Source organism: Agromyces sp. GL_144 (genome assembly GCF_057834305.1).
The window spans coordinates 38,564-58,530 of the sequence record NZ_CM174399.1 but is presented as its reverse complement, the minus strand read 5'-3'; the positions used below and the strand labels follow the sequence as shown (position 1 = coordinate 58,530).

Annotated in this window: 14 protein-coding genes; 7 read left to right on the top strand and 7 right to left on the bottom strand. The window is 71.0% G+C overall.

Annotated features, from left to right (window positions below):
• Nucleotides 1-148: 148 nt before the first annotated feature.
• The 6 genes from AC3IPY_RS00260 to AC3IPY_RS00235 are packed head-to-tail and all read left to right on the top strand — an operon-like array spanning nucleotide 149 to nucleotide 8,430.
• Complete coding sequence (locus AC3IPY_RS00260; protein ID WP_489186000.1) at nucleotides 149-1,597, top strand: pyridoxal phosphate-dependent decarboxylase family protein; 1,449 nt, start codon at nucleotides 149-151, stop codon at nucleotides 1,595-1,597.
• A complete protein-coding gene (locus AC3IPY_RS00255) occupies nucleotides 1,594-2,985 on the top strand; it encodes a lysine N(6)-hydroxylase/L-ornithine N(5)-oxygenase family protein (RefSeq protein WP_489185999.1) in 1,392 nt (463 codons plus the stop codon). The genes AC3IPY_RS00260 and AC3IPY_RS00255 overlap by 4 nt, the downstream gene beginning before the upstream one ends.
• Entirely contained in the window at nucleotides 2,982-3,575 is a 594-nt protein-coding gene (locus tag AC3IPY_RS00250) for a GNAT family N-acetyltransferase (RefSeq protein WP_489185998.1), read from the top strand. The genes AC3IPY_RS00255 and AC3IPY_RS00250 overlap by 4 nt, the downstream gene beginning before the upstream one ends.
• Complete coding sequence (locus AC3IPY_RS00245; protein WP_489185997.1) at nucleotides 3,572-5,452, top strand: IucA/IucC family protein; 1,881 nt, start codon at nucleotides 3,572-3,574, stop codon at nucleotides 5,450-5,452. Before AC3IPY_RS00250 ends, AC3IPY_RS00245 begins: the two co-directional genes overlap by 4 nt.
• Nucleotides 5,449-7,797, top strand: a complete 2,349-nt coding sequence (locus AC3IPY_RS00240; protein WP_489185996.1) for a penicillin acylase family protein — start codon at nucleotides 5,449-5,451, stop codon at nucleotides 7,795-7,797. Before AC3IPY_RS00245 ends, AC3IPY_RS00240 begins: the two co-directional genes overlap by 4 nt.
• Nucleotides 7,798-7,806: 9 nt before the next feature.
• Entirely contained in the window at nucleotides 7,807-8,430 is a 624-nt protein-coding gene (locus AC3IPY_RS00235; protein WP_489185995.1) for a GNAT family N-acetyltransferase, read from the top strand.
• A gap of 209 nt (nucleotides 8,431-8,639) precedes the next feature.
• Here AC3IPY_RS00235 and AC3IPY_RS00230 read toward each other — a convergent pair whose 3' ends face one another.
• Nucleotides 8,640-10,139, bottom strand: coding sequence for an arylsulfatase (locus tag AC3IPY_RS00230; RefSeq protein ID WP_489185994.1), 1,500 nt, complete (start codon nucleotides 10,137-10,139; stop codon nucleotides 8,640-8,642).
• Nucleotides 10,140-10,298: 159 nt separating this feature from the next.
• Here AC3IPY_RS00230 and AC3IPY_RS00225 point away from each other — a divergent pair, with 159 nt between their 5' ends.
• Complete coding sequence (locus tag AC3IPY_RS00225) at nucleotides 10,299-11,192, top strand: formylglycine-generating enzyme family protein (RefSeq protein WP_489188382.1); 894 nt, start codon at nucleotides 10,299-10,301, stop codon at nucleotides 11,190-11,192.
• A 31-nt stretch (nucleotides 11,193-11,223) separates the two neighbouring features.
• On the opposite strand, the gene AC3IPY_RS00220 is transcribed toward AC3IPY_RS00225, so the two are convergent.
• The 6 genes from AC3IPY_RS00220 to AC3IPY_RS00195 all read right to left on the bottom strand — a co-directional run bounded on the left by AC3IPY_RS00220 (nucleotide 11,224) and on the right by AC3IPY_RS00195 (nucleotide 19,722).
• Nucleotides 11,224-12,549, bottom strand: a complete 1,326-nt coding sequence (locus AC3IPY_RS00220) for an MFS transporter (RefSeq protein WP_489185993.1) — start codon at nucleotides 12,547-12,549, stop codon at nucleotides 11,224-11,226.
• Nucleotides 12,546-15,641 (bottom strand): alpha-mannosidase, encoded by a 3,096-nt coding sequence (locus AC3IPY_RS00215; RefSeq protein WP_489185992.1) that lies wholly within the window; start codon nucleotides 15,639-15,641, stop codon nucleotides 12,546-12,548. The genes AC3IPY_RS00220 and AC3IPY_RS00215 overlap by 4 nt, the downstream gene beginning before the upstream one ends.
• Nucleotides 15,642-15,740: 99 nt before the next feature.
• Nucleotides 15,741-17,636 (bottom strand): threonine/serine exporter family protein, encoded by a 1,896-nt coding sequence (locus AC3IPY_RS00210; RefSeq protein ID WP_489185991.1) that lies wholly within the window; start codon nucleotides 17,634-17,636, stop codon nucleotides 15,741-15,743.
• A 145-nt stretch (nucleotides 17,637-17,781) separates the two neighbouring features.
• Nucleotides 17,782-18,204 carry a pyridoxamine 5'-phosphate oxidase family protein gene (locus tag AC3IPY_RS00205; protein WP_489185990.1) on the bottom strand — a complete coding sequence of 141 codons (423 nt, stop codon included), beginning with the start codon at nucleotides 18,202-18,204 and terminating at the stop codon, nucleotides 17,782-17,784.
• Between the two features lie 52 nt (nucleotides 18,205-18,256).
• Complete coding sequence (locus tag AC3IPY_RS00200; protein WP_489185989.1) at nucleotides 18,257-18,685, bottom strand: GntR family transcriptional regulator; 429 nt, start codon at nucleotides 18,683-18,685, stop codon at nucleotides 18,257-18,259.
• Nucleotides 18,682-19,722, bottom strand: a complete 1,041-nt coding sequence (locus AC3IPY_RS00195) for a hypothetical protein (RefSeq protein WP_489185988.1) — start codon at nucleotides 19,720-19,722, stop codon at nucleotides 18,682-18,684. The genes AC3IPY_RS00200 and AC3IPY_RS00195 overlap by 4 nt, the downstream gene beginning before the upstream one ends.
• Nucleotides 19,723-19,967 lie beyond the last annotated feature (245 nt).

Here is a 19,967-nt window from a genome sequence, read left to right as displayed (position 1 = left end):
TTCACGGCGGCGAGAAACACCCGCCGATCTGGCATTCTCCGAATCGATGACCCCCGAACGGGAGGGAAGGCGCTTGCCGTCTTGACGAGCTCGAGTTAGGTAAGGCTATGCTAACCCCCGGCCTATCGACCGACCGGGGAGCCAAGACATGCATGATCTGCTGACGAGTTCGACCGTCACCGAGTACTCCGACCACGTGAACCTCGCCACGGGCCTCGTCGCCTCGCGCGTGAGCACCGTGAAACAGCCCTTCTCCGGCGCGAGCCGCGCCGAGCTGCAGCAGCTCGTCGACGCCGTCGACCTCGACTCCTCGGGCGTCGGCACGGCCGAAGCGCTCCGCGAGGTCGACGGCCTCTTCCTCGAGCACGCGATCTGGTTCCACGAGCCGGCGTACGCGGCGCACCTGAACTGCCCGGTCGCGCTTCCCGCGGTGGCGGCAGAGGCGATCCTCGCCGCGGTCAACCCGTCGGTCGACACCTACGATCAGTCCGCGGTCGGCACGCTCATGGAACGCCGGCTCGTGGAGTGGACCGCCCAGCGCATCGGCTTCGCCGCCGGCGACGGCGTGTTCACGTCGGGCGGCACGCAGTCGAACCTGCACGCGCTGCTCCTCGCCCGCGAGTGGGCGTTGGCCCGCCACGGCGGCTCGCGCGCCGAGGTGCTGCCCCGCTTCAACATCCTCGCCACCGCGTCGAGCCACTTCAGCGTCGAGAAGTCCGCGCTCATCCTCGGCCTCGGCGACGACGCCGTCGTGAGCGTTCCCGACGACGGCGAAGGACGCATGGATCCCGCCGCACTGGCCGCCTCCCTCGCGGCGATCCGCGCGGCCGGCCGCATCCCCATGGCCGTCGTCGCGACCGCGGGCACGACGGATCGCGGCGTGATCGACCCGGTCGACGCGATCGCCGACCACTGCGATGCCGACGACGTATGGCTGCATGTGGATGCCGCCTACGGCTGCGGCCTGCTCGTCTCGCCGCGCCGCCGTCACCTGATCCGCGGAGTCGAACGGGCGCGGTCGGTCACGGTCGACTTCCACAAGAGCTTCTTCCAGCCGGTGTCCTCGAGCGCGATCGTCGTGCGCGAGCCCGGCGATCTCGCGGCGGCCGCCTGGCACGCCGACTACCTGAACCCGCTCGAGAACGAGGAGCCCAACCAGGTCGACAAGTCCCTGCAGACCACCCGGCGCTTCGACGCGCTGAAGCTGTGGACGACGCTGCGCGCCATCGGGGCCGACGGGCTGGGCGCCATGTTCGACGCGATCATCGACCTCGCGGCGACCGTCGGCGACGAGATCGACGCAGACCCCGAGCTCGAACTCATCGGCCGCTCCCAACTCAGCACGGTCCTGTTCCGCGTTCGCCCAGAGGGCGTCGACGAGGCGACGCAGGACGCCCTCGTCGCGCAGGTGCGCCGCGTGCTGTTCGAGTCGGGCCGCGCGCTCGTCGCCAAGACCGTCATCGACGGGCGCCCCTGCCTGAAGCTCACGCTGCTGAACCCGGCGACCTCGGCGGGAGACATCCGTCGGGTCCTCGACCTGGTGAAGGATGCCGCGACCGCCCTGGTCGACCTGCGTGATGTGGAGGTCGTGGCATGAGCCCGACCCGGCCCGCCGCCCGCGTGCACGACGGCGTGGGCATCGGCATCGGCCCGTTCAATCTCGGGCTCGCCTGCCTCGTCGAGCCGCTCGCGCTCGACGCCGTGTTCCTCGACCGCGCCGACGGGTTCGCCTGGCACCACGGCATGATGCTCGACGGCGCGACGATCCAGGTGCCGTTCCTGGCCGACCTGGTGACCATGGCCGATCCGACCTCGCCGTTCTCGTTCCTGAACTGGCTCAAGCAGAGCGGGCGGCTCTACCCGTTCTACATCCGCGAGAGCTTCTACCCGCTGCGTGCCGAGTACGACGCGTACTGCCGCTGGGCGAGCGACCAACTGCCCTCGCTGCGCTGGGGTCGCGAGGTGATCTCGGTCGAGCACGACGAGGCCGACGACGTCTACACGGTCACCGCGCTCCACCTCGGCACCGGCGACCTCGAGACCTACGCCGCGCGGCATGTCGTGCTCGGCGTGGGCACGAGCCCGTCGATCCCGCCGGCGCTGCGCGACCTGCCCGGGCTCGTCGTGCACAGCTCCGAGTACCTGCCGAACCGCGAGCGCCTGCGGGCGAGCGGGTCGATCACGGTCGTCGGCAGCGGGCAGTCGGCCGCCGAGATCTACCGCGACCTGCTCGGCGGCGTGCGGGCAGACGACACGACCCGCCCAACCGGCGATGACGGCTACCGCGTCGACTGGGTCACCCGCTCTCCGCGGTTCTTCCCGATGGAGTACACGAAGCTCACGCTCGAGATGACCTCGCCCGAGTACACCGACCACTTCCACGGGTTGACGCTCGAGCTGCGTCAGCGGCTCGGCCGAGAGCAGCGCGGGCTCTACAAGGGCATCTCGGGCGAGCTCATCGACGAGATCTACGACACCCTCTACGAGCTGAGCGCATCGGGCCCTGTGCCCACGACCCTGCTCACCGACACCGAGCTGACGGATGCCTCGTGGAACGGCACCCGCTTCCGCCTGCGCCTGCGGCACGCGCAGCTCGAGGCCGAGCACGAGCGCGAGACCGATGCACTCGTGCTCGCGACCGGATACTCGGCGCAGGTGCCGGCCTTCCTCGAACCGCTGCGCGACCGACTGGACTGGGACGACCTCGGCCGGCTCGACGTCGCCCGCGACTACAGCGTCGACGCAGGTTGTGGCCGGGTCTTCGTGCAGAACGCCGAGGAGCACACGCATGGCCTGACCGCGCCCGACCTCGGGTTCGGCGCCTGGCGCAACGCGCAGATCATCGCGAACATCTGCGGGCACGAGATCTACCCGCTCGAACGCCGCATCGCGTTCCAGGAGTTCGGCGTGCCCGCCGACGCTGCAGTGCGAGCGGATGCCTCAGTGCGAGCGGATGCCTCGCTTGCACGGGAGGCGCTGCGATGACCGCCGTCAGCGACTACGAGATCGAGATCCGGCCGACGCATGCGCGCCTCGACGCGCCGGTCGTGCAGCGGTGGCTGTCGCATCCGAAGTTCGCATTCTGGGGCATGCAGCAGCTCGGCGTCGACGCCGTGGCCGATTATCTCGCCGACGTCGTGACCGACGCCCACCAGGACTCCTGGCTCGGCACGATCGACGGCGAGCCCGCCTTCCTCGTCGAGACGTACGACCCCGCCGAGGTTCTGCTCGTCGGCATCCACGACGCCCGGCCCGGCGACCTCGGCATGCACGTGCTCGTCGCCCCGGCCGACGGCCACGCCCGCCATGGCCTGACGGACGCCGTGTTCGCCTCCGTCATGCGGTGGTGCTTCGACGCGCTCGGCGCCGAGCGCGTCGTCGTCGAGCCCGACGTGCGCAACGAGCGCATCGCGGCCAAGAACGCGCGCGCGGGGTTCCGCGTGCTCGGCGAGGTCGACGTGCCAGAGGGCGACCACGTCAAGCGGGCGAGCCTCTCGGTGTGCACGCGCGCCGACTTCGCGGCATCCGCCCTCGGATCCCTGCCCGACCACGAACGACTCGGAGCGAACGCATGACCCGCTCGGCCCACCCCGCAGCCCACCTGACCTCGACCGCGATGGCGCGCGCCCAGCGACATCTCGTCGCCAAGGCCATCGCCGAGTTCACGCACGAGCGGCTGCTCGCGCCCGAGCCGGGGGCCGGCCCCGAGGCATCCGCTCGCTCGTGGCGCCTCGCGCTCGACGGCGGACGCGTGGAGTACCGCTTCGACGCCGACCGGCTCGCGCTCGAGCACTGGGTGGTCGACGAGCCGACGCTCGAGCGGTTCGTCGACGACACCCCGACTCCGCTCGATGCGCAGGCGTTCATCATCGAGCTGCAGCCGCTGCTCGAAGTTCCCGACGGCCTGCTCGCGACCTACCTCGAGGAGATCGCCTCGACGCTCGCGAGCACTGCGTTCAAGCTGACGCAGGGCGGGCCCACCGCCGCCGAGCTCGCGCGCGCCGACTTCCAGAGCATCGAGGCGGCGATGACCGAAGGGCATCCGGGCTTCGTCGCGAACAACGGGCGCATCGGCTTCGGCGTCTCGGAGTACTCGGCCTACGCGCCCGAGGCGGCGCAGCCGTTCCACCTCGTCTGGCTCGCCGCGCGGCGCGAGTTCACGCATTTCGCGCTCGGCGACGGGCTCGAGGCGCGCACGTTCCTGCGCGATCAGCTCGGTTCAGCGCAGCACGCCGCGCTCGAGGCCCGCATCACCGAGGCCGGCCTCGACCCCGCCGACTACCTGCTGCTGCCGGTGCACCCGTGGCAGTGGGAGCACCGCATCGCGATCACCTTCGCGCCCGACCTCGCGAAGCAGAACCTCGTCTTCCTCGGCGAAGGGTACGACCGGTATCTCGCCCAGCAGTCGCTGCGCACGATGTTCAATGCCGACGACTGGGGGCTCGACTACGTCAAGACCGCCCTGTCGATCCAGAACATGGGGTTCCTCCGTGGCCTCTCCCCCGCCTACATGCGGGTGACGCCCGCGATCAACGACTGGGTGGCCGAACTCGTCGGCGCCGACGAGACGCTCGAGGACGCCGGGTTCCGGGTGCTGCGCGAGCACGCCTCGATCGGCTACACGGGCGACGCGTACCACCGCACGCGCACGGTGTCGCCGCACCGCAAGATGCTCGCCGCCCTCTGGCGCGAGAGTCCGGTGCCGAAGATCTCGCCCGACCAGCGGCTCAGCACCATGGCCGCGCTGCTGCACCGGGACGCCGCGGGCGACTCGGTCGCGACTGCGCTGGTCGAGGCATCCGGCCTGCCCGCCGCCGAGTGGGTGCGCGCATACCTCCACGCGTATGTACGCCCGATCGTGCACTGCCTTCGCGCCTACGACCTCGCGTTCATGCCGCACGGCGAGAACCTCATCCTCGTGCTCGAGGACGCGGTGCCCGTGGGCGTGTTCATGAAGGACATCGGCGAGGAGGTCGCCCTGCTGTCGACACGCCGCATCGGCGCTGGCGGCCGAACGCCGCCCGTGCCCGAGGACGTGCAGCGCATCATCGCCGAGGTCGACGACGACGAGAAGGCGCTGGCCGTCTTCACCGACGTGTTCGACGGCGTGCTGCGGCATCTCGCGGGCATCCTGCACGTCGACGGCACGCTGCACGAAGACGCGTTCTGGGCGCTCGTGGCCGAGTGCGTCGACGAGCACGAGGCGCAGCATCCGCAGCTCGCGTCTGGCATCGACCTGCGCGCCGAGACGTTCGCGCACTCCTGCCTGAACCGGTTGCAGCTGCGCAACACGCTGCAGATGGTCGACCTCGCGAACCAGTCCGAGTCGCTCATCTACGCGGGCGAGATGCCGAATCCGATCGCCCGGTCGCGCCGGTTCCGGCGGGTGCTCGCCTCGGGCGATCACGGGGCGGATGCCGCGGCGGCGGGCTCCCCGACCGTGACGGCGTGACCGTGGCCGGTGGAGTCGCCCGCGACGACCTCGGCATTCCCCATCTGCGCGGCGGCGACGCGTTCGAGCTCGCCGCCGCGCAGGGCGAGGTGACGGCGCAGGACCGCGCATGGCAGATCGAGGTCGATCGTCGCCGCGCCGAGGGCACGCTCGCCGCGCTGATCGGCCACGCCGGACTGGACTGGGACGTGTTCGCGCGTCGCGCACGCCTCGATGACACCGCCCGTCGGGCGTTCGCCTCACTCGGCGACGAGGACCGCGCCTTCGTGCGTGCCTACGTCGACGGCGTGCGTCTCGGCATGCGCGGGGTCGGAGCACGGGCGGCCGAGTTCACCGAGCTCGACGAGCTCTTCGGCGAGCGCGCGACACTGGACGCCTGGCCCGAGCATGCCCCGCTCGGAATACTCCACGTCGCGCATGCGCTCTTCTCGTCGTTCCCGAGCCTGCTCTGGTCCGAGCACGTCTCGCAGACACTCGGCGACGAATGGGTCGACGTGCTCGCGGGCACCGACGACGGCTCCTCCGGCAGCAGTGCGCCCTCCTCAGGCAGCAACGCGTGGGCGCTGCACGGATCGCAGACGGCGTCGGGCTTCCCGATCCTCGCGGGCGATCCGCACCGCATCTTCGAACTGCCCGGTGTCTACCAGCAGATCGGACTCGCCTGCGACGAGTTCGACGTGATCGGACTCGCGTTCCCAGGAGTGCCGGGCGTCGCGCATTTCGGCCACACCGGGCATGCGGCCTGGGGTGTCACGAACGCGGTCGCGCACGGCGTCGACGTGTTCCGTGAGCGCTTGCGACGCGTGCCCGCCGGCCGAGGAGGCGCGCCGGCCCCGAACGCCGGCCGAGGAGGCGCGCCAGCGCCGTATCGAGACCCTGCAGATTCGGCAGGCGACCGCATCGAGGCGCTCGGCCCCGACGGCTGGCGCGAGGCATCCGTCGAACGCGCGACGGTCGAGGTGCGCGGCGGCGACCCCGTCGAGGTCGAGGCGATCGAGACGGAACGCGGCACGGTCGTCACCGACCTCGTCGCCCGGCCCGACGGCGACTTCGACGCGTGGAGCGTGCGCATGCCCGCCCGAGCCGGGGCCGACCTCGGGTTCGGCGCGCTGCTGCCCCTCCTCCGCGCGCGCACGGCCGCCGACGTGATCGGCGCGTTCGGTGCCTGGGTCGATCCCGTGAACCGCGTGCTCGCCGCGGACCGGCAGGGCGCCGTGCTCTCGGCGACGGTCGGCCGTGCCCCCGAACGCGCCCGTTCCGAACGCCGCCTCCCGCTGGACGCCACGGTCGCGCGACCGGTCGAAGACCGACGGATGCCGCCGCCCGCCGTCGTGCGTACGGTTGCCGTCGACGCGAACGAGCGTCCGACGCGGCCCGAGCTGGATCTCGGCCTGGCCTACGCGCCGCCGCACCGCGCCCGCCGCATCCGCGAGCTGCTCGACACCCGCCGCCCCCGTGCGGTCGACGACCTCGGGCAGATCTGGGGCGATGCGCTTCTCGGCGGGCTCGAGGACTGGCTCGCGCTGCTGCCGGCCGAGCCCGGTGCCGATGATCTCGATACGCTCCGCTCCTCGACCGGCGCCCCCGCCACCGCCGGTCGAGTAGGCGCGCCGGCGCCGTATCGAGACCACGACCCGGCCACCACCGCCGACGTGCGGCTCGTCTGCGCCGAGCTGCGCGCGTGGGACGGCGTCATGGCCGCCGACTCGCCCGCGGCCGCGCGGTTCGCGGCGTTCCGCGAGGAGCTCGTGGCACGCATCGTCGCACTGCCCGAGTTCGCGCCCCTGCACTCCCCGCACGGATTCGGGGCGATCTACGATCCGTGGATGAGCGTGCGCGGGCGCATCGCCGCCGCGCTCCCTCGCTTGCTCGAGGCTCCACCCCTTGCCGGGCAGCGCGACCGGCTCGTGCACGACGCCCTCGCCGCGACATCCGCTCGCCCTGCCGAGGTCTGGGGCGATGAGCATCGGATGCTGCCGCTGCACGTCTTCGTCGATGTTCCCGGTGCCGCCGACCCGGGCGACGATCTCGGGGCCGCCCTCTCCGGCGACGGCGAGACCGTGCGCTGCACGGGGTCGACGCCGGGCGTGACCCGACGAAGCTGGCGCGGCTCGGTCGCCCGCTGGGCCTGGGACCTCGGCGACCGCGACCGCAGCCGATGGGGTGTGCCGTTCGGCGCCTCCGGTGATCCGTCGTCGCCGCATTTCGCCGACCAGCTCCCCGACTGGGTCGCGGCGACGCCGCCCCTCTCGGCTCCCCGCCGGACGAGTAGCGAAACGCATCGGGACCCTGCATCGAGCGGGTCTCGATGCGGCACTGACTCGCCTACTCGACCGACCTGCTGAAGGGACATCATGACCGCGACATCCGCCCATCGCTCGTCCGACCGCCTCGCCACCGGACGCCCCGGCGAACTCGTGCACACCGCGCACGACGCCGCCCTCGGCACGATCGAGGTGGTCGGGCTCGACCCCGACGCGCATCTCGACGTGATCCACGACTGGGTGACCCGGCCGCGCGCGCGGTTCTGGGGCCTCGGCGCGCTCTCGCGGCAGGAGTTGCGCGAGCTCTACGCGTACGTCGACTCGCTCGAGACGCATCATGCGTTCCTCGTGTTCCGCGACGGCACGCCCGTGGTGCTGCTGCAGACGTACGAGCCCGAGCACGACCCCGTGGGCGAGTGCTACGAGGTCGAGCCGGGCGACGTCGGCCTGCATTTCTTCATCGGCGACCGCGGCGCGCCCGTCGACGCCTTCACGACGCGCATCTCGCGGGTGCTCGGCGATTTCCTCTTCGCATCGCCGGGCGCGCGACGGCTCGTGGTCGAGCCCGATGTGAACAACGACGGTGCCGTCAACCGCATGACTCGTATCGGTTTCATCGCCGGGCCGGTGATCTCGCTGCCCGACAAGCAGGGCCAGCTCGCCTTCATGCCCCGCGACCGCTGGATGGCGTCGGCGGTGCACGCTCAGCGATGACCGCCGTCGCGCTTGTCACGATCAGCCAGGACCGAGCAAGAGATTCGGCTCGAGTGACCGGCTCCGGCGCCCCAGGCGGACGCCGGGCGGATGTCCCTCCGAAAAGCGGTGCCGAAGTGCCGAAGTGCCGAAGTGCCGCATGCTTCCGGGGAACATCCCCGCCCGAACGCGGGCGCGCCCGAAGACGGTCGCGCCCGCGGCATCCGCCCCTAGGAGTTGCCCGCCACCGACTCGAGCTGCGCCAGCACCTGGTCGATCGTGAACGAGGCGGGCTTCTGCCGCGCCGGGAACTCCTTGAGCGAACCCACCATGCGCGCGACGTAGCTCTGCGCCGGTACGAAGAGGAAGATGCGCTCCATCATCCAGTCGTAGTACGTGTTCGAGGTGATGTCGGCCCGTTCGTACGGGTCGGTTCGCAGGTTGAAGAGCTTCGGTGCCCGCAGCACCACCCAGGGGTCGAGCCAAACGGCGAGCGTGCCCTGCGTGCGTTGCTCGAGGAACACGATCTTCCAGTTGTCGAAGCGCAGCCCGGTCAGGTCGCCCTCGTCCGACACGTAGAAGAAGTGCCGGCGCGGGCTCACCTCGGTCTCGCCCGTGATGTAGTCGAGCTGGTTGTGCCCGTCGAGATGCACCTTGTACTCGACGCCGTTCAGCTCGGTGCCCTCCTTCAGCCGATCGGCGACATCGGGGTCGCCTGCCGCGGCGAGCAGCGTCACGAACCAGTCGTTGTGACTCACGATGCCGTTGAGCGTCTTGCCCGCGGGGATGTGCCCCGGCCAGCGCACCATCGCGGGCACGCGGTAGGCCCCCTCCCAGTTCGAGTTCTTCTCGTTGCGGAACGGGGTCATGCCGGCATCGGGCCAGCTGTTCATGTGCGGACCGTTGTCGGTCGAGTACATGACGATGGTGTTCTCGGCCAGGCCGAGCTCGTCGATGAGGTCGAGCAGGCTCCCGACGACGTCATCGTGGTCGAGCATCGTGTCGTGGTAGTTCGACTGCCACCGCCCGGCGCGACCCTTGCTCTCCTCCTTCGTGTGCGTGCGGAAGTGCATGTGCGTCGAGTTGAACCATACGAAGAAGGGCGTGTCCTCCTCGGCCTTCGCCTTGATGAAGTCGGATGCCGCGTCGCGGAACTCCTCGTCGACGGTCTCCATGCGCTTCTTCGTCAGCGGACCGGTGTCCTCGATGCGCTGTGTGCCGTCGCCGTTCGCCCAGGCGTGCAGCACCCCGCGCGGCCGGAACTTCTCGCTGAAGCCCGGGAACTCCTCGTCGGTCGGGTAGTCGGGGTGCTCCGGCTCCTCCTCGGCGTTCAGGTGGTACAGGTTGCCGAAGAACTCGTCGAAGCCGTGCGCGGTCGGCAGGTGCTCGTCGCGGTCGCCGAGGTGGTTCTTGCCGAACTGGCCCGTCGCGTACCCCTGCGCCTTCAGGGCCGTCGCGATCGTCGGGTCCTCGGCCTGCAGGCCCAGCGGCGCGCCGGGCATGCCGACCTTCGTGAGGCCGGTGCGGTAGGGGTTCTGACCGGTGATGAACGCGGCTCGACCCGCCGTGCAGCTCTGCTCGCCGTAGTAGTCGGTGAACTTCACGCCCTCGGCCGCGATGCGGTCGATGTTGGGTGTGCGGTAGCCCATGAGCCCGTCCGAGTAGGTGCTGAGGTTGCTGATCCCGATGTCATCGCCCCAGATGATCAGGATGTTCGGCTTGTCGGACATGTCTTCCCCTCGTCGAGATGCCGGGCGATCGCCTTCGACGCCCCGACCCAATCCAAGCACCGTGGCCGGTCCGCGAGCCATGGCCGCGAGCGAATCATCGGTGAACGCGCAGGCGGCGACCCACCCTGCGACGGCTACGGTGGAACGGTGACCGACGACATGGTGCTCATCGCTGGGGGAACGTTCCAGATGGGCAGTGACGAGTTCTACCCAGACGAGCGCCCGGTGCACGAGCGCGCTGTCGCCGACTTCCGCATCGACCGCCACCAGGTGACGAACGAGGACTACGCGCGCTTCGTCGACGACACCGGCTACGTCACGGTCGCCGAGCGCGAGCTCGATCCCGCCGCCTTTCCCGGGGCGGACCCGGCCGACCTCGTGCCCGGCGCCATGGTCTTCACCCCGACCTCGGGCCCGGTCGACCTCGGCAACTGGCGCAACTGGTGGCGCTGGCAACCCGGCGCCTTCTGGCGCCGCCCGTTCGGACCCGGCTCGGGCATCGACGACCGGCTGCGGCATCCGGCCGTTCACATCGCATACGCGGATGCCACGGCCTACGCTGCCTGGGCCGGCAAGCGCCTGCCCACCGAGGCCGAGCACGAGTACGCGGCCCGCGGCGGCCTCGAGGGCGCGCGCTTCGCCTGGGGCGACGAGGCCTACCCCGGAGGCGTGCCGCAGGCGAACTCGTGGATCGGGCACTTCCCGTACGACAACCAGGGCTGGGGCGGCACCGCGCCCGTCGGGTCGTACGCGCCCAACGGCTACGGGCTCTACGACATGATCGGCAACACCTGGGAGTGGACGACCGACTACTACACGCCGCGGCACCTTCGGCTGTCGGACTCCCCCGTCGACGCCGGAAAGCGGCAGAACCTGCTCGCCGCGGCGAGCGCGCAGGAGGGGTTCGCCGACATCCCGCGGCGCGTGCTCAAGGGAGGGTCGCACCTCTGCTCGCCCGACTACTGCCTGCGCTTCCGCCCGGCGGCCCGCTCACCCCAGGCAGAAGACACGGGCATGTCGCACATCGGGTTCCGCTGCGCGCAGGACGCCTGACCGCCCGCCGAAGAGCGGAGCCCCGGCCGACTCAGGCCGCGATCGCCCGCCGCCGCACCATGAACGGCACCGCCGACAGCACGCAGCTGATCGCCGGCACGATCGTGAGCGCGATGAAGACCGTCTGCTGCATGTCGGGCGTCACGGTCACGCCGCGCTCGTACCCGGCGATCACGACGAACACGCCGAACACGAGCACCGCGAGTGCGTTCATGATCTTCGACACGAAGGTGAGTGAGGCGAACGAGATGCCGTCGTTGCGCACGCCGAGGCGCCGCTCGGCGTCGTCGACCGAGTCGGCGATCATGCTCGCCTGCGTCACGAGGAACACCCCGAGCATGAGTCCGGTGAGGAAGATGAAGACGAGCAGCACCGCGAGGTTCGCGAAGCCGACGACGAACATCAGCAGGTAGAGCGCGGCCGCGACGAGCGAGCTCCACACCATCACGCGTCGTCCCGACATCCGGCGCAGCAGCAGTGGGCTCGTGAACGACGAGATCACCATGCCGAGGATGATCGCCGCGCCGACGAGCGTGAACGCCCCCTCGTCGCCGTAGGCGATCACGACGAAGAGCGCGCCGCCCGCCTGCACGATGAACCGCCCGAAGCCGAGCACCGAGGCGAGCAGCACGGTCAGCAGGGCCTTGTTCTTGAACAGGGTCGAGACGAGTTGGCGAACGCTGAGACCGTCGGATGCCGCGGCGGTCTCGCGCTCGCGCGTGAAGAAGAACGCCAGCAGGAACACGCCCATGCCGAGGAACGAGGTGAGGAACACGGCGAGGGTCCACCCGCCGCCCGTGGTCTCGGGGCCGAAGCTCAGCAGCCTCGCGATCCACGGCATGCCGAGCGTGGAGAGTCCGAGGGCGATCGAGCCGAAGGCGCGCACGCTGCCGATGACGCGCGTGCGCCGTTCGGGGTCGACGAACGCCGAGCCGATGAGCCCCCAGAACGGCACGTCGCAGACCGTGTACGCGAGGCTCCAGAGGATGTACGTGACGCCGAAGAACGCGATCTTCGCGGGTTCGGCGACGTCGGGCACCGAGAACATCAGGCCGGAGAGCACCGCGACCGGTGCCGCCGAGAACAGGATGTATGGTCGCAGCTTGCCCCACCGCGACCTCGTCATGTCGACGATGCTGCCCATGAGCGGGTCGGTCACGGCGTCGATGAACTTCGACACGGTGATGATCACGGTGACGGCGGCGAGCCCCGCGCTGCTGATGCCGGCGTACTGCAGCAGGTAGACGAGGATGAACGTCGACACCGTCGTGAGCACGAAGTTCTGCCCGAACCCCGCCGTGACCACGGCCCGCGCCTGCGTGCGAGGGGCGATCGTGGTCTGCGTCGTCTGGCTCACGGGCGGGTCTCTAACCGGATGGTCTTGATCTCGAAGGGGCCGAACTCGAGCCGGTCGAGGTCGACCTGCTCCGCGGCCCCTGCCGGGCGCTCCAACAGATCGGTCTCGACCGCCGTCGACGCCGGTCGAGGAGCGGAGCGTATCGAGGCCCCCGGAATCTCGACCCGCAGCGCCGTCGTCGTCGCGCGTCCGAGGCTCTCGTAGAGGCGCAACACGATGCCGTCGCCCTGCTCGGCGCGCTTCAGGGTCTCGATCACGATGCCGGGGTCGTCGACGGATGCCGCGGGGCCGAAGCCCGCACCATCGGTGAGGTGCAGCGGGTTGTTCAGGCGGTACGCCTCGCGCACGACCTTCGCGAGATCGCCCGAGGCGAAGGGGGTGAACGCGTACGTGAAGCGATGCGCGCCGCGGTCGGCCGTCCTGTCGGGAAAGGTCGGCGCACGCAGCAGGTTCAGGCTCAGCAGCCCGTTCTTGGCACGGTGGCCGTACTTCGCGTCGTTGAGCAGGGCGAATCCCCCGCCGTCGCCCTCGGTGGCGATCCACTTGTGCGCGCAGACCTCGAATTGCGCCTGCTCGACCGAGTCGTGCTCGGTCGTGACGCGCTCGATGTGGCCGAACTGGATCTCGCAGCGCACCGTCTCGCCGTACTGCGTCGGCCGGAACTCGGCGCGCAGCATGCGGTGCTTCTCGTGCCAGTCCACCTCGGTCTCGAAGCGCACGACATCGCTGCCGGCTTCCAGCACGATGCGCTGGCGAACGGTCACCGAACGCGAGCGGTGCTCCTGCGTGCGCCACACGGTCGGGCCATCCATGCCGGATTCCACATGCGACATACGCAGCACGTGCGTCGGGCGCTTCACATAGTCGGGGTTGATGTCCCAGGCGTTGAACGGCCAGACGTACGGGTCCCGATGCACGACGAGGCGGTTGAGTCCGGCGCCCGCGTGATCGGCGCCGGTCGCGTCGACGCACGACACGATCACGCCGTCGCGGTCGAACCGCAGGGCGATCACGCCGTTTCCCAGGCCGTCGTCGGTGAAGGCGAGGTCGGATGCCGCGTCGGCCGGACGCAGCTCGGCCGCCGCGAACGGTCCGACCGTTGCGCGATACCAGGCGGCGCCCACCTTCACGACCTCGTCCCGAGCGTGGCTCGTGAGGTTGAGGGCGGTTCGCGGGGCATCCGTCGTGCCCGCGGCATCCGCCGTGCCCGCGGTATCCGCTGTGCCCGGGGCATCCACCGTGCCCGAGGCATCCGTCGTGCCCGCGGCATCCACCCCGCTGTAACCAGAAGAGACGGTTTCACTCGACGAGCGCTGCGGGAGTCTCGCGATGAGCTCTGCCGCGTACGCGTCGAGCTCGCCCTCGATGCGCTCGTATGTGGAGATCGCCTCGCGGTTGACGCGCGCGATCGACGAGCCGGGGATGATGTCGTGGAACTGGTTCAGCAGCACCTCTCGCCAGTGGCCGGCGAGCCTCTGCCGGTGGTCGTCGCCGGTGAGCACGGCGAGCGCCTCGACCTCGTGCAGCTTGCGCTCGACGAGCCGGTTGTGCCGTTTGATCTGCGCCTGCGTCGTGTACGTGCCCTGGTGCGTCTCGAGGTAGAGCTCGCCGACATGGGTGTGCGAGATCTCGCGCTGCTCGAGCCTGCGGAAGAAGTCGCCCGCCGTCGACATCCGGATCTTCGGCAACCCGCGCAGGTCGCGCTCGCGGTCGGTGAGCTCGTGGTGGATCTCGTTGGGTCCGCCGCCGCCGTCACCCGAGCCGTACACGAGCAGGGCGGTCTCGAGCGCCTTCTCGGGGTAGCGCGCGAGGCCGGTCAGCAGGTTGTCGGCACCGGCGCGGCTGTTGTAGTCGCCCTCGGGCGGCATGTGCACGAGCACGCTCGACCCGTCGATGCCCTGCCAGGTGAAGGTGCGGTGCGGGAAGTCGTTCGTCTTGTTCCACGCGAGCTTGATCGTCTGGAACCAGTCCATGCCGCTCTTCTTGAGGATCTGCGGCAGGTTGCCGTTGTACCCGAACGTGTCGGGCAGCCAGCACAGCCGCAGCTGCTCGTCGGTGAGGCCGAACTGCTCCTGCAGGAAGGATCGGCCGACGAGCGCCTGGCGCACGAGCGACTCCCCCGACGGCAGGTTCGTGTCGGGTTCGACCCAGAACGAGCCCTGCAGTTCCATGCGGCCGTCGGCGACGGCGGACTTCATGCGGTCGAAGAGGGCCGGATGCTCCTGCTGCATCCAGTGCATCTGCTGCGGCTGGCTCGTGCCGTACACGTAGTCGGGCCGGCGCTCGAGGGCGTTCATCGCGCGCATGTACGTGCGGGCCGACTTGCGGTGCGTCTCGCGCAGCGGCCAGAGCCACGCCATGTCGAGGTGACCGTGGCCGACGGCGTCGTAGACGAAGTCGCTCGTCGAGGGCGCGGCGAGCGCCGGGGCGAGCGCCGCACGTGCCGCGACGACGTCGCCGGCGCGGAACGCGGCCCACGCCGACGCGAGGTCGCGCCGCAGCTCGGCGGCCAGCCCCGCGTCATCCGTCGCATCCGCGAGCACGACGAGCGTCAGGTAGTCGTAATAGAGGGAGTACGCCTCGTCGTCGCGGGTCGCGAGGTGGGCGCCGTGATACCGCCCGCGCCCGACCTCGTAGAGGATGAAGCCGTTGTAGGCGACATCGGCGTAGAACTCGACGCGACCGCCGGAGAGGTCGGCGGCTTGCACCTCGCGGTATCTGCCGCCGCTGTGCGGGTGGTCGCCCTGCTGGAAGACCGTGCTCACCGAGTCGAGCAGCTCGCCCCCTGCCGAGTAGACCGCGCCCTCGCCGCGGATGCCGAGCAGCACCACCGGGCGTTCGACCCCGGCGGGCAGGTCGCCGGTGATCCGCAGCCAGGCGCAGTCGAACACCCCGCCCCACGACGAACCCGGCCGCATCGGCTCGAACCGGGATCGGTCGAGATCGGCGAACGCGATCGGCTCGGGCGAGCGCACGATCTCGGCCCGCAGCGGCGCGACGCGGGTGTAGATGTGCCGACGGATGCCTCGGAGCCGCCGGTACTCGGCCGGCTGGCGCGCGGCGATCCCGAAGAGGAAGTCGGCGAAGCCCATGGCGTCCTCCGGGTCGGTTCGATCAGCCCCTCGGCCCCGCCGCGTCGGTGCGGCGCGATGGGGATGTCGCGGGCAGCAGTCTAGGTCACCACCCAGCCATCAGAGCACCGGCCGCCCGAGCCGGCTCGACAGCGCCGTGCCGGCCAGCACGCCCAGCGAGATGCCGACGACCGTCGACACCGTGGTGATGAGCGAACCGGTTCCGCCGCTGTCCCCACCGAGCACGGTCGCGACGCCGACGAGCCCGAGGGCACCGGGCACGAGCAGCCAGAAGGCGGGCATGAAGCTCACCAGCGCCGACGGGCCCGACGGACGCCGTGCGACGAGCACCGTCACCGGCGTCGCGATGAGCGCACCGATGAGGGCCGAGAGCACACCGCCGAAGAACAGGGCTCCGAGCACCTGTGCACCGTATGCGACGTAGAGCACGACGAGGATCCAGCCGAGCGACGAGCGCGGCGCGCAGCGGTACACGACGATGCCGACGCCGAACACGGCGACCGCGATCCAGGGCGCGATCACTCCGAGCGTCGTCGCCGACGACGCCACCTCGAGCGACGGGATGCCGACCAATGCGCCCGCGGCGACGATGCCGACGGCGAGCAGCACGAGCTGCATGCCGCCGGCCGCGAGCCGTCCGGCGCCCGAGACCATCTGGCCGGTCGCGAGCTCGATCGAGCCGGTCGTCAGCAGCACGCCGGGCAGCAGCACCACGAGAGGCGCGATGAGGGCCGGCAGCACGCCCGAATCGAGCCCGAGTCGGAGCCCCAGCAGCACGATGAGGGCGACCGCGAACGAGATGCCGACCGTGAGCAGCGCCTGGTAGCGCCCCGCGAGGCGCTCCCCCGCGAGCAGCACGGCGCCGACGCCCGCTCCGAGCGCGGCCGCGTACACGACGCCCGTCCACGAGGCGCCGAGGAGCACCGCGAGCCCCGCACTCAGCAGCACGTAGGCCGCGCCCCGCTGCAGTTGTGAATAGAGCGGCGGCATGGCGCGCATCCGTCGGATCCGGGCGCGGATCTCGGCCGGGTCGACGGAGCCCGCCCGCGCATCGTCGACGATGTGCTGCAGCTCGTCGACCTGGTGCAGCAGCAGGGCGCGTTCGCCGCTCGCCACCGCGCCCGTGCGCATCGCGCCCTCGCCGCGCGCGGCGACGAACAACGCGGTCGGGAACACGATGATCTCGGTGTCGATCACGCCGTTGGCGCGGGCGATGTCCTCGAGCGTCTGGCGCACGGTCACGACCGAGTACCCGGCATCCGTCATCGCCTGGCCGATGTCCTCCATGGCCGCCTGCGTCTGCTCGATATCGACCGCGGTCGGGGCGGCGGCACCGATGACCGACGTCGAGCCCGAGGTGCTCGGCAGGATGAGCCCGTTCGTGCGCGTGCCCGGACTGCGCCGGCCGACCATCGCGAGGATGCCCGCGGCCACGACGAGCACGACCGCCGCGATCACCCACGACAGCACCGAGGTCGTCGGATCGGCCGCCGCCGGCGGAACAGCGGGAACCTGTGTGGGCGTCGGCGTGGGCGTCTCGGTCGGCGTGGGGGTCGGCGCGGGCTCGACCGGTGCGGTCTCGGTCGGCACGGATGTCTCGGTCGGCGGGACCGTCTCGGGATCGGGCGACTCGGTGGGCTCGAGCGGGTCGACCGTCTCGGTGGGGGTCGGCGTCGGGGTCGGGGTCGGGGTGGGCGTCGGCTCGAGCGGGTCGGGCTCGGCCGTCTCGACGGGGGCGGGTTCGCGCGGTGCGACCGCCGACGCCACCGCACCCGCATCCTGCCCTGCGCCGTCGACCGCCCCCGCCACGGCGGGCGAGGTCACGAGAACGGATGCCGCGAGCCCGGCGCCGACCGCGAACGCCCAGCCGAACGACGAGAGCGTGAGCGCGGCGCGGCGCCGCGAGGCATCCGCCCGCCCTGCGGCATCCGCCCGCCGCGAGGCATCCGCCCGCCCTCGGGCTCGGGCTCGCTGCGAGGCATCGCGGAATGTCACGGTCCCCCCGATCCGCCGTGCGCCCCCGCGCACGATCCGCCTCCAGCGTAGGACCCCGCGGCGTTCCAGCGAGGACCACCGAGCGGATGCCTCGCCCCGACGCATCCGCTCGTCGGCGTCTCGGTGGTCGGCGGCGTCGGCGGCGTCAGACCCCGGCGGGCAACTGGAAGGCGCGCCCCGAGACCACGCTCGGCGTGATGCGCACCCAGCGGTCCTTCTCTTCCGGGGCCCACGGCGTGATGCCGAGCCGCTCGGCCTCGTGCACCTCGGCCTCGTGGTCGAACTCCTCGGCGTCGCCCTTGACGACGACGCTGAACGCCTCGCGCCCGTCGGTGCCGTCGACCTCGAACGCGACCCGGTGCCGGATCGTGAGCTCGAGCAGCTTCGTGCCCGGCGCCGTGCGGAACACGACGGTGCCGTCGGCCACCGCATGATTCACCGGGAAGATGTCGATCTCCCCGGCCGCCTCGGCCGCGACCCGCCCGTACGGCGCGTCGCCGATGCGCTGCCAGCATTCCGCCGCGTCCAGTTCGCGGGTCGGCGGTCGTTCGTCCGTTGTCTCGCCCATGCCGCGAGCCTGCCACCGCGGCCCGTGGGCCGCAACGGTTGCGCGCCTCAAGTCAGGCGCCGTCGCCGCCGCCGCCCTGCCATACCAGGCGCAGCACGTCGATGACGTCGTCGAGGCTCGCACCGGATGCCTCGGCCTCCACGATGAGCGAGCGGATGCCTCGTACCACCGTGAGCGGGAGCACCGACGCCTCTGGCGCGACTCGGGTGCCCGCGGCGGTACGCGTCACGACGAGCCCGTCGCGCTCGAGCAGCTTGTAAGCCTTCGCCGCGGTGCCGGGTGCGACGCCGAGATCGGCGGCAGTCTGCCGCACGGTGGGCAGGCGCTCCCCGGCTCCGAGCTGCCCCGAGACGATGAGGCCCCGGAACTGGCGGTAGATGCCGACCGCCGGACTCGCGTCGTCGGGCACAGGCACCGACTGGGCCGGCGCAGCCTGCCGAGCGCCTGCAGGGTCGGCGGCCTGCACTGGCTGCCCGGTCATCGCAGGGCCTCGATCCCCACCGGGCGATCGGTTGGCTCGGCCGCGACGCGACGGTGTCTGGCGCGCAGCATCCGCGTGGCCACCAGGATGAGAAGGAGGAATGCCGTCACTTCGAGCGCCGGGGCGAGCGCGCCTCCCGCGTCGGCGAACTCGGCGTACTTCCAAGTCGTGTCGTACGACCCGCCAGCGTCGCCGTCCACGATCAGTCGACCGATCGATCCCGCCCGGTCGATGAACCGCCAGGCACCGGCGAGCGCCAGCAGCATGCCCGCGGTCGCGATGCGGACGACGCCCGAGGCGACTTCGGCTCGAGACATCCGCTCGCCCTCGATGGTGCCTGGCCGGCGGAACGGCCGGATCGCGTTGCGGCGGAGCGCTTCCCAGGTCACCGCCAGCAGTGCAGCGACGCTGATCAGCACCGGCACGCCGTACGCCCAGCCGTAGAACCACGGTCGAACCGGGTCGACCGGCTGGTTCAGCACGACGAGCTCGAGGTAGATGAACCGACCGTCCGCGTCGGAGGAGGACGCGAGCCCCGCACCGATGGTCGTCACGAGGAGTGCAGCGGCCGTCAGCCCGATGCCGGCGAGCGCGCCCTGGGAACTGAAGCTCCGCCAAGTTCGCCGCTCGGGTGAGAGCACCGGCTGCTCCGGTCGTGCCGACCCGCGCATGACGATGAGGGCGACGACGACCGAGATGCTCAGGAACGCGGCGAAGACCGGGGTGGCGTACGCCCACCACTCGACCACGTTCACGAGCGGCAGAACGTACCCGCGGAGGATGACCTCGACCACGAAGACGACGACCACCAGTGCCGCCCCGATGCCGACCGCGAGACGCTCGGGCCGATACCGCTCCGCGATCGCCGCGGCATCCGTCGCCTCGACCTCCGGGAACCGGCGACGGTCGTCGATGCTTCTGGCGATGACGATCGCCACGGGCGTGATCAGCATCGCGACGAACAGCGAGAACAGCGGCGACGAGAAGGCTGCGGCCACCGGTTCCCACGGGCTGAGGCTGAGGATTCTGTTGAGCACAGGCGACTCCGATCGCGTTGTTGTGCCACATGTCTAACACAACTTGTAGCGCCGCGCGAGTACAATATCCCGGGGTTGTTGCGCCGGGCGGCCGGGAAGGCCGGACCCCGAGCGCCGGGCGGAGCAATGAGGATGCCGACGATCTCGCCCGATCCGTCGTGGGCGACGCGCGCGATCCCACCCACCGCCCTCGTGCTGCAGCGTCGTCTGCACGGTCGCTCCCATGCCCGGGTGCCGATTCGTCA

Coding starts and splice junctions, on each gene's coding strand:
- AC3IPY_RS00260 (WP_489186000.1), top strand. CDS start 149: ATGCATGATCTGCTGACGAGTTCGACCGTCACCGAGTACTCCGACCAC.
- AC3IPY_RS00255 (WP_489185999.1), top strand. CDS start 1,594: ATGAGCCCGACCCGGCCCGCCGCCCGCGTGCACGACGGCGTGGGCATC.
- AC3IPY_RS00250 (WP_489185998.1), top strand. CDS start 2,982: ATGACCGCCGTCAGCGACTACGAGATCGAGATCCGGCCGACGCATGCG.
- AC3IPY_RS00245 (WP_489185997.1), top strand. CDS start 3,572: ATGACCCGCTCGGCCCACCCCGCAGCCCACCTGACCTCGACCGCGATG.
- AC3IPY_RS00235 (WP_489185995.1), top strand. CDS start 7,807: ATGACCGCGACATCCGCCCATCGCTCGTCCGACCGCCTCGCCACCGGA.
- AC3IPY_RS00230 (WP_489185994.1), bottom strand. CDS start 10,139: ATGTCCGACAAGCCGAACATCCTGATCATCTGGGGCGATGACATCGGG.
- AC3IPY_RS00225 (WP_489188382.1), top strand. CDS start 10,299: ATGGTGCTCATCGCTGGGGGAACGTTCCAGATGGGCAGTGACGAGTTC.
- AC3IPY_RS00215 (WP_489185992.1), bottom strand. CDS start 15,641: ATGGGCTTCGCCGACTTCCTCTTCGGGATCGCCGCGCGCCAGCCGGCC.
- AC3IPY_RS00205 (WP_489185990.1), bottom strand. CDS start 18,204: ATGGGCGAGACAACGGACGAACGACCGCCGACCCGCGAACTGGACGCG.
- AC3IPY_RS00200 (WP_489185989.1), bottom strand. CDS start 18,685: ATGACCGGGCAGCCAGTGCAGGCCGCCGACCCTGCAGGCGCTCGGCAG.